Origin of the sequence: Streptomyces sp. NPDC051020, assembly GCF_040683105.1 — a bacterium.
Classification (GTDB): domain Bacteria; phylum Actinomycetota; class Actinomycetes; order Streptomycetales; family Streptomycetaceae; genus Streptomyces.
The window spans coordinates 1-14,206 of sequence record NZ_JBFBCG010000072.1 but is presented as its reverse complement, the minus strand read 5'-3'; the positions used below and the strand labels follow the sequence as shown (position 1 = coordinate 14,206).

Sequence of the window (14,206 nt, the reverse complement as noted above, 5' to 3'; positions counted from 1 at the left end):
GGCACGGGATGCTGCCCGAACTCGCCCTACGGGCCCTGGCGGTCGAGCTTGCGGAGGCGCTGCGCGGGGTGCACCGGGCGGGGCGACACGCTCACCTTGCCTGGGTGAACGGCACGTCGGAGGCGGAGGTACGGTCCAGGAACCTGCGCAGACCGTTCCGTACGCCGTCGGTCGGTACGGCGGCGGCGAAGCAGGCGGCCTCCATGGCGAGGGCCTCGTCGATCGGGAGATTGACGCCCCGGGTGACCGCGCGCAGGCAGGCTGTCACGGCCGTCGGCGCATGCCGGGTGATCCGCTCAGCCAAGTCCCGTGCGGCGTCGATGAGTTCGCCGGCCGGGACGACGGTGTTGACAAGGCCGATGCGTGCGGCTTCGGCGGCCGATACCGGGTCGCCGGTCAGGATCATCTCCAGGCCGCGCTTGCGGCCGACGTGCCGCGGCAGCCTCTGAGAGCCGCCGAAGGGAGGCGGAAAGCCCAGCGAGATCTCGGGCTTGGCAAAGGTGGCGTGCTCGGCGGCGATCGCAAGCGGGGCAGCCTCGGTGATCTCACACCCGCCGCCGTAAGCGAGGCCGTTGAGGGCGACGATCACCGGCTTGGGGAACTCCTCGATCCGCCGGGTCAGCGCGTGTCCTCGCCGGACGACCTCGCGCAGCGCGCGCTCGGTTCCACCGGCGATGCTCTGCGCCAGGGACGGGATGTCCGCGCCCGCACTGAACGCCCTGTGCCCGGCGCCGGTCAGGACGACCGCCCGCACGGAGTCGTCGGACTCGATGCGGTCGAGGTGCGCGAGCAGCGCGTCGATGGTCGGGTAGTCGAGGGCATTGAGCTTGCGTTCGCGGTCGATGGTGAGCGTGATGACGGGATCGCCGCTGTGGTCGATATGAACGGTCATGCCGTACTCCGTTTCGCCTGGGCATGGACGGGCCCAGGTTAGGAGCCTTAATCTAGGACGCTCCATTTATTGTCCTAGATACAGGTAGTACAGGTTGGGAGCCGGTACCCACGTGCGGCCGCCGTCCTACAAAGCCATCGTCGACGAGTTCGCCGCGGCGATCAGATGCGGCGCGATCCCGGCGGGCAGCCGCCTGCCCACCCACCGCGACCTGGCGCGCGAGCGGCGGATCGCGCTGGCCACGGCCACCCGGGTCTACGCCGAACTCGGCAGCATGGGCCTGGTCGTGGGAGAGCCGGGGCGAGGGACGTTCGTCCGGGTGCCGACGGGCTACGACGGGATCGAACCGTCCCGCGCCCTGCCCGTGCCGCGCGTGGCCGACCTGTCGTTCAACCAGCCGCTCGCCCCCGGCCAGGCCGATGTGCTGCGGCAGGCCCTGCGCGCGCTCTCGGTGGCGGGCGAACTCGACGCGCTGCTGCGCCAGGACCCGCCCGGCGGCCGCCGGCGCGAACGCGCGGTCGTGGCCACCTACCTGCTGGACCGGGGGATCGACACGGCGCCGGACAACGTGCTGCTGACGAGCGGGACCCAACAAGCGCTCGACACCGTGCTGCGCGCCCTGACCCGACCCGGCGACGTGCTGGCCGTCGACGCGCTGAGCTACCCGGGCATCAAGCTGGCGGCCGCGGCACACGGCCTCGACCTGGCTCCGGTGCCGGTCACGGCGACCGGCCCGGACCTCGACGCGCTCGAGCGTCTGTGCCGGTCGCGGCCCGTTCACGCGATCTACACGATGCCCACCGTGCACAACCCTCTGGGCTGGGTGCTCGACCGGGACCACCGCGACCGGCTCGTCGCCACGGCCCGCTCGCACGACTGCGTCATCGTCGAGGACGGCACATACGCGTTCCTCGAAGTGAAGCCGCCGCCTCCCCTGCAAGCCCTCGCACCCGAGCGAACCTGCTACGTCGCCGGACTGTCGAAGAACGCGGCGCCCGGCCTTCGGTTCGGCTTCGCCGTACTCCCCGACCGTCACATCGCGAGTGTCACCAGGAGCCTGCGTGCGGCAGCCTGGGGCGCTCCCGGCCTGGTCACCGCGCTCGCCACCGGCTGGCTCGCCGACGGCACGGTCACTCAATGGGAGAAGGATCGCCGCAGGGATGCCGCCGCCCGCCAGGACATCGCCCGCACCGCGCTCGCCGGGATGGACTTCACGGCCCACCCCGTCTCCTACGTCATGTGGCTCGGCCTGGAGCCGCACCAACGTGCCGACCACGTCGCGGCCGTGCTCGCCGAGGCAGGGATCCTCGTGTCCACCGCGGACGCCTTCGCCACCGGCCCCTACCGTCCGCGAGCGCTGCGACTTGCGCTGGCCACCCCGCCACGGAACGAACTCAGGGCGGCGTTGCACCGGCTGCGGGACGCCATCGAGGCGATCCCCCCGTAATCGACCGAGCACGTCTGCCTGATTGCCTGTACTTCCCCTGCCGACCGGCAGATCACCGCGCTCTCCACCTGGAGCCTGAGCAGGCTCGCCGAGCATCTGGTCAAGCAGAAGGTGACCGTGGCCATCAGCCGGTCTCGGCCCCTTGGGCACTGCGCCGGTGCCGGCCGGCCCCCTCCCTTACCTGAACATGACGTGAGCCGACGCCTACCAGCGGGGCGCGAGGCGATCGCTTTGTCGGCGACTCCCGCCACCAGCAGGGACAGCAGCTTGTGGTCGGTCGGGGAGAGGGAGTTGGCCCCACCGACGCCGTCGGTGCCCGAGACCGCGCCGGCGTCGTCGACGTGCAGGGGGACGGCGTCCTCCCAGTAGCGCTCGAACAGGGCGATCAGGGCGGCGAGCAGATTGCTGTCCCTGACCAGCGCGGTGGTGGGCTCCTCCGGGCTGCCGTGCGGTCCGCCGGCCACCTGTTCCGACGGGGTGGTCATACGCTCTCCGGCTCCCTCGTTCACGTTCCCTCTCCATGACGACGAATCAGAGCGGCGGAATGTGAGGTCGGCTCGCCTCACATTCGGCGGGGCTGCGTTGTCGGACTGGTGAAGAAGAGCACGCCATCCACAGGACAGGACTCTGAGCATGAACGACTTCCAGGAGATCGCCGACCGCGTCGAGATCGAGGCGCTGCGCGGCGAGTTCACCGACGCGGCGATGATGCGCGACCGTTCCCGCCTCGCCGCGCTGTTCACCCCCGACGCCGTTCTGCGCATGCCCAACGTCTCGGTCGAGTTCATCGGCAGGGAGGAGATCCGGACCGGAGGCGAACGCCTGCAGAGCCAGTGGGACTTCTTCGTGCAGAACAGCCACCCGGGCACGATCCGGATCGACGGAGACACCGCCACCGGTCGCACCTACATGCAGGAGATCGCGCGTCTGCTCGACGGCCGCTCGGGCCTGAACTTCGCCATCTACCACGACACCTACCGGCGTACGCCGGAGGGATGGAAGTTCGCCGAGCGGGTCTACGAGGTCAGGTACGCCGACACCACCCCGCTGGGGGGTTCGGCGCCCGGCCCCGACGCGCAGGAGCACGGCTCAGGTGAGGCCGGGGACGCCGGCCGGGCACCGGGTGCCGGTGAAGCGGACGCGTCGGCCACGGGGGCGGCCGACGACTTCAGCGTACCGGCGTCCGCCGAACGTCTGGACCGGGCGATCGCGGCACTGCGGGCGAACGGCTTTACCGCCGAACTGCTCGACGACGCCGCGGCGGCCCGCGCCCGCATCAAGAATCTGATACCGGAGGGCGCGGGCGTGTTCACCGGGGCCAGTGAGACGCTTCGGCTCTCCGGCATCGCGCAGGACATCGAAGCGGGCGACCGCTACCAGGCCATCCGGCCGCGCGTGCTGAAGATGGACCGCGCCACCGAGTTCGACCAGATCCGCAGGCTGATGGCCACCCCCGACGTCCTCGTCGCCAGCGTCGCGGCCGTCACCGAGACCGGCTCGCTCGTCATCGCCTCCGGCAGCGGCAGCCAACTGCCCGCCTCCGCCGGCGGCGCCGCAAGGGCGATCTGGGTCGTCGGCGCGCAGAAGGTGGTGCCCGACCTGAGCACTGCACTGCGCCGGGTCGAGGAGCACGCCCTTCCGCTGGAGACCGCGCGCGCCCAGGCGGTCTACGGGCAGCCGAGCGCGGTCAACCGTCTGCTCGTCCTCAATGCCGAGCCGCAGCCCGGGCGCGGCACCGTCCTGCTGCTGCGCGAGGCCATCGGATTCTGACAACCCACGCGGTAAGGACGGCAGAACGCCGCGGAGACGGACGGCGAGCCGATGGGGCTCGCCGTCCGCCTCCGCGCCCTGCCTGATGCGGGTGCGACATACCCGAAGCGGCGCAGCCGTCGCTCCCAGGAGATCGGCCGGCAATTCGCCGCCTCCCGGGACTCGTCGACAAACGCGGGCGCGTTCTCATGGATCACGTGGTGAGCTTTCTCCTCGTGGAGAGCAGGACAAGCGGGGATCAGCTGCCCGGCGGTCAGTGGTAGTCATGCCGGCTCAGTCAACACTCACTGATCGCGACCGCTTGAACCTGGCCAAGGCGCTACCTGGGTGGTTGAGGTCCGTGTCGGCATCGGCACCCCTTGCACGACGGCGGCGACACGTCCACGAACAGGTCCCTCCCGACGACCACCAGTCACAAGATCATCCCACCGCAGACAGGCCACCAGCCAAGTTGACGGTGCCGTCCCCCGGGGAGCCTACGGGCGGGCCCGTGCGACTCGCCCGTACGCCGTGCGTTCATCGGTTCAGAAGACGGCACAGCCAGCCGAACCGGGCGTGACGGGCATCCCTCGCGATGTTGGTGTGAGGTGCCAGTTGATCGAAGCCGTGGAATCCGCCGGCCCAGACGTGCAGTTCGGCGTCACCGCCCGCTTGCCAGATACGCGTCGCGTACAGGACGCTCTCGTCGCGGAAGGTCTCCGCGGCACCCACGTCGACATAGGCGGGGGGCAACCCCGAGAGGTCCGCCGCGCGGGCCGCAGCGGCGTACATGGAGACGTGTGCGCTCCCCCGGGCCTCACCGAGGAGACAGGCCCAGCCCAGATCGGTGGCGTGGATGCCACGTTCGCGCAAGCCTGCGACGAACTGACTCACATGTGTCGTCGAGGGTGCCCGGTAGGCGGGATGTGCTCCCAGGGCCTGGTTGTACCGGATCACGCTCACGTGGAAAAGTTCCGGCCGGGATCGCGACGCCACAAGTCGGGCAAGCTGATGCAAGTGGTCTTCGGTGTCGTTGACGCCGGCGATCAGCAGATACGCGAGGTAGATCTTGCGGCGTGCCGTGCCGGCGTGCTCATCCAGAATCGCCAGGTTCTCGGTGAGGGGGAATCTCTTCTCCAGCGGAGTGACGTCCCGGCCAACCCGGGTGTCACATCATGGGACACCCGACTGCACTGCGCGGTTCCTACTCGCCCCCCGGCTACACAGCCATGTGGCACACAAAACGCTGAGTCAGTTGATGGAACGAGTCCTCAGCTGTGGCAGGGCCTCCGCCTTGGCCCGCATCTCCGCGGCTCGTGCGCTGCGGAGGGTGTCCAGCAGCTCCGCTGCTCGCAGCCAGCTTGCCCGTGCCTGATCTGCGCGTCCCCGTTCCAGCTGCACTGTCGCAAGGTGATCCAGCACCCCCGCCTGGCTGAAACCATCGAGGAGTTCCTCGAACAGGTTCAGCGACTTCTCGTAGCTGATGACGGCGCCTTCGAGATCGCCCAGGCCCTGCCGGGCGTAGCCGATTCCATGCCGGGCCCCCGCCTCGAAACGCCGGTCCCCGACCTCCCGGAGAAGCGGGATCGCCTCCTCACACGTGGCGATGGCTTCCTCGTACTCGCCGACCTGGGCGAGTACCCACCCCACGTTACTGAGGGCGCTCGCGATCCCGTCCTGCCGGGACAGCTCGTGGCTGATCGTCAGGGCCCTCCGGGCGTGCCCCAGGGCCTCGGCGAAACGGCCCTGACGAATACGGTAGTAGCCGATCTCCCGCTCCGTGCGGTCCTGGACCATCAGCGGCAGCCGGTGCATGTGCACGAGCATCAGGTCGATCAGCGCGTTGACCTCGTCCACGTGGCCCGATTCGAGCAGGGCGCGGGCCAGGATCGAGCGGATGTGCACGGTGGCAATCAGATCGTCGAGCGCAAGGGCGGCGTCGAGGCCGATGCGCGCAACTGCGATCTCCTCGGCCCACCGGCCCACGGCCAGGTTGTAGCCGATCGATTCCAGTGTGAGGTCCACAAGGTGGCGGCGCAGTCGAGGATCGTCCATGGCGCGCGCAGCGGCCCCGACGGTCGACTCCTCCTGGCGGAACCAGTCCAGTGCCTCGTCGCGGTTGTCGAGCGCGACCTCCACGACACCTTCGAGAGGGGAGGTGGAGGGTTCGGGTTCCAGGTGCGTGACGAATCGATTCGCGTGGTGCGCGTTGTGGCGCAGGTAGTCGAGCAGTCGTGCCTGCGCGCAGAGACGGTCGTCGTGTTCCTGCTCAAGGAGTTCGGTGCCGTAGGCGCGGACCAGGTCGTGCAGCACGTACCGGCCGTCGGCGTCCCGTGACAGCAGACTGGCCGTGGTCAGTTCACGCAGGTGGCGTCGCGCTGCGGGCATCTCCACGCCGGCGAGCGATGCGGCGGCTTCGGCGGACACCGCCGGCCCGGGGTGCACAGACAGGTACCGGAAGAACCGCGCGGTCTCGGCGGTGAGCGCCCGGTACGACCAGGAGAAGACGGCGCGGACATCGACTCGCTGGTCATCTGTTGCGAGGGCGTCCAGCCGAGGCCACGCCTGCCGCAGTTCCCGAACTCCCAGACGCAACGGCATCTTTGGCTCCGCGCTCAGTTGCGCGCCGACCACGGCGACCGCCAGTGGCAGGTACCCGCACAGCTCGACCAGTTCGGCAGCGGCCTCGGGTTCCGCCCGGCACCGATCCTCTCCGATCCGGGCCTCCAGCGCGGCCAGCGCTTCCTGGGGCGTCCACACATCCAGCCTGATCGTCGAAGCGCCCTCCACCGCCACCAGGCCGGACAGCTGATCACGTGACGTGACGATGGTCAAGCATCCCGCGGAGGCGGGCAGCAGCGGCCTGACCTGCTCCGAGTCTCGCGCGTTGTCCAGGACGGCAATCAGCTGCCGGGACGCGGTCTGTTCTCTGAACAGAGCACTGCGCTCCTCTGTGCCGGAGGGCATGCCGCTGCTGGGCACACCCAGCGCCCTGAGGAATCCTCCGAGTGCCTCACCGGGGTCCAGGGGCTGCCCCGAGGGCTCGAACCCCCGCAGGTTCACATACAGCTGACCGCCCGGGAAGCGGTCCGCCACTTGATGTGCCCAGTGCACTGCCAGGGCGGTCTTGCCCACCCCGGCCATGCCGCGGATCGCGGAGATGACGACATGCCCGCCTCGTGCCGTGACTTGGTCGGTAACCCCTCGGGCGGCTGTCAGTGCTTCCTCATGCCCGCGGAACACCATGAGATCGGGCGGCAATTGCCGAGGGACCGGGACGTCCTGCGCACGCCGCGTGGATATCTGCACCAGGCGGCGCCGCTCGTCCTCGTCCAGTTCGAGCGCGTCCATCAACTCGCTCAACGTGGTCTGACGCGGCAGGCTGTGCCCGCGCTCCATGTCGCTGATGGCCCGGACGCTCACTCCGGACGCCTCGGCAAGACCTTCCAGCGTCAGCAGCGAGCGCTGTCGCGCCTCACGCAACAGCCGACCGAACGTCCTCTTGTCCATCCCCACCCAGCCAGGCGGCACGCCGGCTCACCGTCCGGGAGCCACACCACTTCGGAATGACGTCAAGGTAGCAGTTCTGGCGGCCCAGCCGGCGGCCAGGAGCTGCTCGGGATTGGTCGCGGCGCCGGAGCCACCGAGCTCCTTGGGCACGGCGAGGGCGGTCTCCAGCAGGCCGTCGGAGGAGCGAACGTGACCGCCGTTGCGGCCCTCTCCGTCGACATCGACGACGGCGGTGTAGCTGACTGCCATGACTGGTGCTCCCCATCTGGGTCGGAAGGTGTTCGGACACCCCGGCCGGAACACTTCATCAGTGTCACCGGTTGCGGCGGTGACGAAATCATGGCAGGTATCTGCATCACTAGTCAAGCCGGTGACTTCCGGCTTTCGGTGCACAGATCCTGAGGCCTCCGCCGGGGTGTCAGTTACCGCCTCTGCCTACAGCGACGCAAGATCAGGCGCACCATCCCCGAGGGAAGCCACGGGTCCGGAACGACTCACACACAGGTGAACCCGCGCGCCGTCCACGAGGCGGCCATGCGGACCGGCCGCACCGACGAGGCCGTCGCCCGGCCGGCGCCGACCACGTCGTGGTCTGGTCCGGCGGCGGGTTCGAGGACCGGATCAAGGAGTTGACCGGAGGCGAGGGCGCCGACGTCGTCTACGACGGTGGCGGCACCCCGACCTTCCGGTCGTCCCAGCTCTCGCTGCGTGCGCACGGTGTGCACGCTTACTACGGTCCCATCATGGGCATCCCCACCTTCACGCCCATGGACCTGCCGAACAGCATCCTGCTGTCGTACCCGGTGGTACACGACCACGTCCGCACGCGTGAGGCCCTGGTCGAGCACACCGGGGAGATCTTCGACATGATCCTCGCCGGTACGCTCACACCGCGCATCGGGCGCCGCTACGCCCTCAAGGACGCGGCACAGGCTCACGCCGACATCGCGTCGCGGACGACCACCGGAAAGCTCCTGCTCCTGCCCTGAGGTCCGCTCGAGTCCCGGATCGCGCATCCACGAGCCAGGCCGCGACGCCCGTCCGCGGCGCACGCGTCCGCGGCTCGGCGAGGAGGCACCCCGACCCGTATGGACTAGTAGGTCCATTTTGCGGGATGGTAGAGGGATGAACAAAGGATTGACAGCGAAAGGCTAGGGCGACGCGGCAGCGCATCGTTGTCGCCGCAGCGCTCCTGACCAGACAGAAGGGAGCCGCCGAGACGACGCTCGACGACGTGCGAGCGGCCACGGCGACCAGCAAGAGCCAGCTCTTCCACTACTTCCCCGACGGCAGGTCGGACATCCTCACGGCGGTGGCCGAGTACGAGGCCGCCCAGGTCCTGGAAGCCCAGCAGCCGTACCTGGGCGACCTCTCCCTCTGGGAAGCCTGGCAGAAGTGGCGCCAGGAGGTCCTCCACCACTACACCGAACTCGGACAGCAGTGCCCCCTCGGCAGCCTCACCACCGAACTCGGCAAGTCCTCCCCCCAGGCCCGCTCCATCATCACCACCCTCTTCGACGACTGGGAGGAAGCACTCCTGCGCGGCGCGCGGGCCATGACACCCGACGAACCCGAGACCGCACGCGACCGCGCACGCAGTATCCTCACCGCCGTCCAGGGCGGCGTCGTGATGCTCCAGGCCACCGGCCGCACCGACTACCTCGACGCAGCCCTCACCGCCGCGATCAACGCCCTGCAACCCGCCACCCCACGCACGGCATAGGCATCGCCGAAGGACGCCGGGAGTGCGGAGGGCGCGATGCTGACGCGGGCCGCACAAGCAGGCGATGTGGCGTCTCTTGCCCTGCTGCTGAAACGTCTTGGATGCGCGCGGTCGCGCTCAGCCTGCTCGGGCCGGGGCCGGACGTGGACGACGTTCTGCAGGAGGCGGCGCTGCCTCGGGTCGACTATTCGTTGACCAGTACGGGGATGGAGACCACCGCGGTGGCCGGAGTGCCGGTGAGATTCTTCGCGGGCACGGTGAAGTCGATGCCGTTCCCGGCCGCGCGCGCGCCGTCATGGTGGTCGTCGCCGTGCGCGTCCTCTCCTTCTTCCTGGTACTGGAAGCTGCCCGTGCCCAGCAGGTGGCCGTCGGCGTCGTAGTAAGCGGCACGTAGTTCCAAGGCGAGGACGTCACTGACATCAGAGGTGATGGCCAGATGACCGGTGACTGTCGGCTTCTTCGTGAGGGCGAGACCGGTGACGCGTACCCGGTCGGTGAACGGTCCCTCCTCGATACGGACTTCGCCCCGCTTTGGCGGTGAGGTGAGTGTGGGAGCCGGGGCAGGGGCGGAACGCGGGGCGGGCAGGGCGGCCGGAGTGAACGTCGGCGATGGCTTCGCATCGGCGCGGTCGGCGTCCGCGGCGGTGCTGCAGCCGGTGAGGGCCGCCAGCATGACGGCGCCCAGTGTGGCGAACGCCCGGGAGCGGGTGAGGTGTCTCAACGTCTTACTCCAGATGCATCCGGGCCGGGACCGGGAGGGGGAAACCCTCTCGGCCCCGGCCGCAAAGAGGTCAGCCCTGATGGGGCGCGGTGCCGAACAGCGAGCGGTACATCTTTCCGTACAGCTCGGTGTTGTTCTGGCTGGCGGCGAAGGCGCTGCCGTTCGGACCGTAGGCGTAGATGGGCACGTCGGCGCCGGTGTGGTTGCCGGACAGGTAGGTCAGCCAGAGGCTGGCGGCTGCGCTGCCGTCCTGCACATCCTTCGGGTCGTCGGGCGTACGGAACGTGGCGGGCGCGAAGTTCTTCGCGTCGCCGGAGCCCGCGCCGTTGACGATGCCGCTGGAGCGGGCCGCATCCTTCGCGCCGGAGGACGAGCGGGACGGGGTGCTGTTGTTGGCCGGGTTGCCCGCGTCAGTGTTGGCCGGGGGCGCGACGGCCTCGGCGTTGGTGTAGGAGCCCTTCTCGATGATGTTGAAGCCGGCGCACTCGTGGTCGGCCGTGACGACGACCAGGGTGTGGCCGTCCTTCTTCGCGAAGTCGTACGCCGCCTTGACCGCGTCGTCGAACGCCTTGACCTCGGCGAGCGTCTGCGCGGCGTCGTTGGCGTGCGAGCGCTTGTCGATCTGGGCGCCCTCGACCTGGAGCAGGAAGCCCTTCTTCGAGCGGCCGTTCAGCAGCGAAAGGGACTTCTTGGTCATGTCCGCCAGTGTCGGCTCCTGCTTCTGCGGAGCGTCCGCGGGCAGGGAGGCCTTCGCCTGCTCGACGGTCAGGTTGCCCCGGTTGAACAGGCCGATGACCTTCTTGCCCTGGGCATTGTCCAGTTCGGCCTTGGTGGCGACCTTCTGGCTGGCGGCGGTCTGCGCCGGCAGCGACGGGTCGCCGAAGCTGCCGAGCACCTGATAGCCCTGCGCCTGCAGCGCCTTCTGGTCGTCCGGCTCGAAGCGGGCGAGGCCGCCGCCGAGAATCACGTCCGCCGTGCCGTTGCGGGCGATCTGCTCGGCGATCGGCGTGATCAGCGTCTTGTCCGTGGGCGCCGACTCATACGTGCCGTCGGCCTTCTTCGGCAGGCAGGCGGCGTCGGAATAGACCGGGCCCTGGCAGCCGCGCAGCAGCGCGTGGCTGAACTGGGCCGCCGGAGTGGCGTCGGTGATCTCGGCAGTGGAGACGTTTCCCGTGGCGAAGCCGGCCGACTTGGCCTCCTCCATCAGCGTCGACACCTTCTGCTCGTACGTGTCGACGCCGATCGCCGCGTTGTACGTCTTGACGCCGGACGACCAGGCGGTGGCCGAGCTCGCCGAGTCGGTGACCAATGCGGGCTGCTCGCTGCCCTTCTCGACGGCGTAGGTGGCGACCGCGCCCGTGTACGGCAGGCGCTCCATGTTGAGCTTGCCGGCCGCCCCGTAGTAGCGGTCGCGGCCGGCCGTGACGTGAGTGCGGCCCATTCCGTCACCGAGCAGGTAGATGACGTTGCGTATCTCCTTGCCCTGACCGTCTTGCTGGGGAGCGGAGTTGGCGGTGATCGCCGTACCGGCGGCCACGGCGCCGGTCAGGGCCAGGACCGTCAGCGTCTTCACAGGTCTACGTCGCATGTTCGGGAGATTCCCCTCGGAAATGTGTGACTCGGGACGCCGACGCTAGGAGCGGGACATGAACACGCCACCTTCCCCGAGTGTCGCCGAGTCGAACACTGCCGGCTCCTACCGGCCCTTCACGCGGCGTGCCAGGAGCCCTGGTTTCTGCAGACAGCCGTCCTGCCGAGGGTGAAATAAGACCAGGCCGCGGTACGGATCGTTCCAGCAGCGCCCTTCCCTGCCGCGGCGCCCCCATGCTCTTGGCGCGGTCCCGGTTGGCGGCCATTCGCGCCAGGTTCCGCTCATACTGCTCGACGCTGATATGAGTCGGCAGCACGTCCTCGATGTGCACCAGCCACTCCTCACGCTCCAGCCCCCGCTCCCAGCCGCTGTGGGAACGGTCTGAAGTAACGCCTACTGCCGGTCGCGGCACTTGGGCGTGTTTCGAAAGTGGCGTCGTCCGCCCGTAGGGCGGGTCAGGCGGCGTCTGGTGCGTGCGATCGCAAGGCGGAGGGTCGCCCCGATACAGGGCGTATCGGGGCGAGCCCGACAACGCAGCGAGCGTGCGGGCCAGGCGTCGCCTGGCAGGCGGGACTTTCGAAACACGTCCTAGTACTTGCTGATCTCCCAGAAGCGGAAGACGGTCGAGGCGTCCAGGGTCCACTCCAGGCCGGAGATGTTGTCGTACGCCACCGCATACTGCTTGCCCTGCCACAGCGGCAGGATCGGCAGGTCCTCGGCCACGTCGTTCTGGAGCTCGTCGAAGACCTTCTCGGTGGCGCCCCGGTCGGTCTGGGCGGCGGCGTCCGGGACGATCCGGCCGGTGATGTCGTCGTTCACGTAGCCGTTCTGCAGGACGTTGTCCTTGCCGAAGAACGGCTGGGTGAAGTTGTCCGGGTCGGGGTAGTCCGGGACCCAGCCCTTCACGTAGACGCCGAGCTCGCCCGCCGCTATCCGCTTCTCGTACTGGTCGAAGGGCAGGGACTTGACATCCGCATCGACCAGTCCGCTCGCGTTGAGCTGCTTGGCGATCGCCCGCAACTCGTCGTCGGTGGCGGGGCCGTAGCGGCTCGGCGTGGACCACAGAGTGAGCTTCACCTTGCTGGTGATGCCCGCGCTACGCAGCGCCTGTTCGGCCTTGGCCCGCTGTGGGCTCGCGCCGTACTTGTCGAAGAACGCGGTGTTGTGGGCCGTGATGCCGGCCGGGACGATCGAGTACAGCGGGGCGGCCGTCGAGTGGTAGACCTCGCTGACGAGGGCGTCACGATTCACCAGGTACGCGATGGCCTTGCGCACGGGGAGCCGTCCGACCACCGGGTCCTTCATGTTGAAGACCAGGTGCTGCACCTCGGCGCTGGTGCCTTCGACGACGTTGATGCCCTTATCGGCCGCGGCGGTGGAATCCTCCAGGTGGGAAATGTCCCCCGCGGTCAGACCGCGGTAGGCGACGTCGATGTCCCCCTTCTGCAGCGCGGACGCCAGCTTCTTCTGGTCGCCGCGGAAGAAGTCGAGGGTGATGCCTGAGTTCTTCACCCGCGCTGTGCCCCGGTAGCCGGAGTTGACCGAGAAGACGGCCTTCGACTTGTCGAGGGACTTCAGCTTGTAGGGCCCCGACCCGACGGCCTTGCCGTCCTTGCGCAAGCTGTCCGCCGGGTACTCGCTGTGGTCCACGATGGAGCCGGCGCCCGAGGCGATCTTGCTGGGGAAGGTGGCGTCGGGAACCTTGAGCTGGAAGACGACCGATCGCGCGTCCGGAGTGGTGATCTTCGCGATCGTGGAGAGCAGCGGCGCGGGGCCGGCGGGGTCGTCGATCCTGATCGCCCGTTCGAAGGAGTACTTGACGTCCTCCGAGGTGAGGCTGTTGCCGTTGCTGAAGGTCAGGCCGTCGCGGAGCGTGCACCGGTAGGTCCGACCGCCGTTCTCGAACGCGCAGGACTTCGCCGCTTCCGGCTGGGGGGTCGAGCCCCCTCGGGGAAAGCTGAGCAGGGACTGGAAGACGTTGTTGAACAGCAGCCAGGACCCCGGGTCATAGCCCGAGGCCGGATCCGCGGCCAGGACGTCGTCCGACATGCCCACGACGATCGAGTCGCCGGGCTCGGCGGCGTCCTCTTCGGTCAGGGCGCCGCAGCCGCCCAGCAGGGCCACCGCAAGCCCGGCCCCGATGGGAGCGCTTGTCCACCGTTTGCGTATGTTCACAGAACTGCCTCGTGCTTTCTGTCGGCCGCGCGCGGATAGCGTGGCCAATGCCCCGCCGCCTGAACCAGGTCCGGATCTTGCTATGCCCAGCCTCCGTCCGCGATCCCCCTCCGGACGCGGGGAGGCTCCGCGCCCTCTCCTATGATCATAAAGGCGGGGTGGCAGCCCCTCCTTGTGCCCCCAGTAGTTGGAGACCCTGTCCTACGGGGCGAGTTGCTCGTAGGGCTGGTCATGGGGCGGGGTGCCCCCGTGGACCGGGGTAAGCCCCAATACCGTTCAGTTAAGCACTTCTGGGTTATCGTGGGGGATGCCGCGTTCTGGTTGGGTGAAGCCGTCGTCTGATGTCCGGTTGTCGGATTTGGTGTCTGTGGGGTTGCTGACGCGGGTGTTTCCCGCGG

9 protein-coding genes and 4 pseudogenes are annotated in these 14,206 nt (G+C 68.9%); 5 read left to right on the top strand and 8 right to left on the bottom strand.

Annotation, left to right across the window (positions count from 1 at the left end; genetic code table 11):
- Nucleotides 1-91 precede the first annotated feature (91 nt).
- The gene (locus AB0N06_RS29755; RefSeq protein WP_366137781.1) at nucleotides 92-892 is read right to left on the bottom strand and encodes an enoyl-CoA hydratase-related protein; all 801 of its coding nucleotides are present in this window, start codon (nucleotides 890-892) and stop codon (nucleotides 92-94) included.
- A gap of 112 nt (nucleotides 893-1,004) precedes the next feature.
- On the opposite strand from AB0N06_RS29755, the gene AB0N06_RS29750 reads away from it, so the two are divergent.
- Nucleotides 1,005-2,339, top strand: a complete 1,335-nt coding sequence (locus AB0N06_RS29750; protein ID WP_366137780.1) for a PLP-dependent aminotransferase family protein — start codon at nucleotides 1,005-1,007, stop codon at nucleotides 2,337-2,339.
- Nucleotides 2,340-2,554: 215 nt separating this feature from the next.
- Here the strand turns inward: AB0N06_RS29750 and AB0N06_RS29745 are convergent.
- Nucleotides 2,555-2,803: pseudogene (locus AB0N06_RS29745) on the bottom strand (TrmB family transcriptional regulator); the annotation flags it as partial.
- A gap of 169 nt (nucleotides 2,804-2,972) precedes the next feature.
- Between AB0N06_RS29745 and AB0N06_RS29740 the strand changes: the two are divergent.
- A complete protein-coding gene (locus AB0N06_RS29740; RefSeq protein WP_366137779.1) occupies nucleotides 2,973-4,109 on the top strand; it encodes an LUD domain-containing protein in 1,137 nt (378 codons plus the stop codon).
- 516 nt (nucleotides 4,110-4,625) lie between these two features.
- On the opposite strand, the pseudogene AB0N06_RS29735 reads toward AB0N06_RS29740, so the two are convergent.
- The 3 genes and pseudogenes from AB0N06_RS29735 to AB0N06_RS29725 all read right to left on the bottom strand — a co-directional run.
- A pseudogene (locus AB0N06_RS29735) lies at nucleotides 4,626-4,940 on the bottom strand (alpha/beta hydrolase fold domain-containing protein); the annotation flags it as partial.
- Between the two features lie 399 nt (nucleotides 4,941-5,339).
- Nucleotides 5,340-7,598, bottom strand: a complete 2,259-nt coding sequence (locus AB0N06_RS29730) for a tetratricopeptide repeat protein (protein WP_366137777.1) — start codon at nucleotides 7,596-7,598, stop codon at nucleotides 5,340-5,342.
- 78 nt (nucleotides 7,599-7,676) lie between these two features.
- Nucleotides 7,677-7,847: pseudogene (locus AB0N06_RS29725) on the bottom strand (osmotically inducible protein OsmC); the annotation flags it as partial.
- Between the two features lie 146 nt (nucleotides 7,848-7,993).
- Here AB0N06_RS29725 and AB0N06_RS29720 point away from each other — a divergent pair.
- The 3 genes and pseudogenes from AB0N06_RS29720 to AB0N06_RS29710 form a co-directional block, all read left to right on the top strand.
- Nucleotides 7,994-8,587, top strand: a complete 594-nt coding sequence (locus AB0N06_RS29720; protein WP_366137803.1) for a zinc-binding dehydrogenase — start codon at nucleotides 7,994-7,996, stop codon at nucleotides 8,585-8,587.
- 182 nt (nucleotides 8,588-8,769) lie between these two features.
- Nucleotides 8,770-9,321, top strand: a complete 552-nt coding sequence (locus AB0N06_RS29715; protein ID WP_366137802.1) for a TetR/AcrR family transcriptional regulator — start codon at nucleotides 8,770-8,772, stop codon at nucleotides 9,319-9,321.
- A gap of 36 nt (nucleotides 9,322-9,357) precedes the next feature.
- Nucleotides 9,358-9,494, top strand: a pseudogene (locus AB0N06_RS29710) (sigma-70 family RNA polymerase sigma factor); the annotation flags it as partial.
- 11 nt (nucleotides 9,495-9,505) lie between these two features.
- On the opposite strand, the gene AB0N06_RS29705 reads toward AB0N06_RS29710, so the two are convergent.
- The 3 genes from AB0N06_RS29705 to AB0N06_RS29695 form a co-directional block, all read right to left on the bottom strand.
- On the bottom strand, nucleotides 9,506-10,042 hold the full coding sequence (locus AB0N06_RS29705; protein WP_366137805.1) for a hypothetical protein: 537 nt from the start codon (nucleotides 10,040-10,042) through the stop codon (nucleotides 9,506-9,508).
- Between the two features lie 70 nt (nucleotides 10,043-10,112).
- Nucleotides 10,113-11,630 carry an alkaline phosphatase gene (locus AB0N06_RS29700; protein WP_366137776.1) on the bottom strand — a complete coding sequence of 506 codons (1,518 nt, stop codon included), beginning with the start codon at nucleotides 11,628-11,630 and terminating at the stop codon, nucleotides 10,113-10,115.
- A 591-nt stretch (nucleotides 11,631-12,221) separates the two neighbouring features.
- Nucleotides 12,222-13,808, bottom strand: coding sequence for an ABC transporter substrate-binding protein (locus AB0N06_RS29695; protein WP_366137775.1), 1,587 nt, complete (start codon nucleotides 13,806-13,808; stop codon nucleotides 12,222-12,224).
- Nucleotides 13,809-14,206 lie beyond the last annotated feature (398 nt).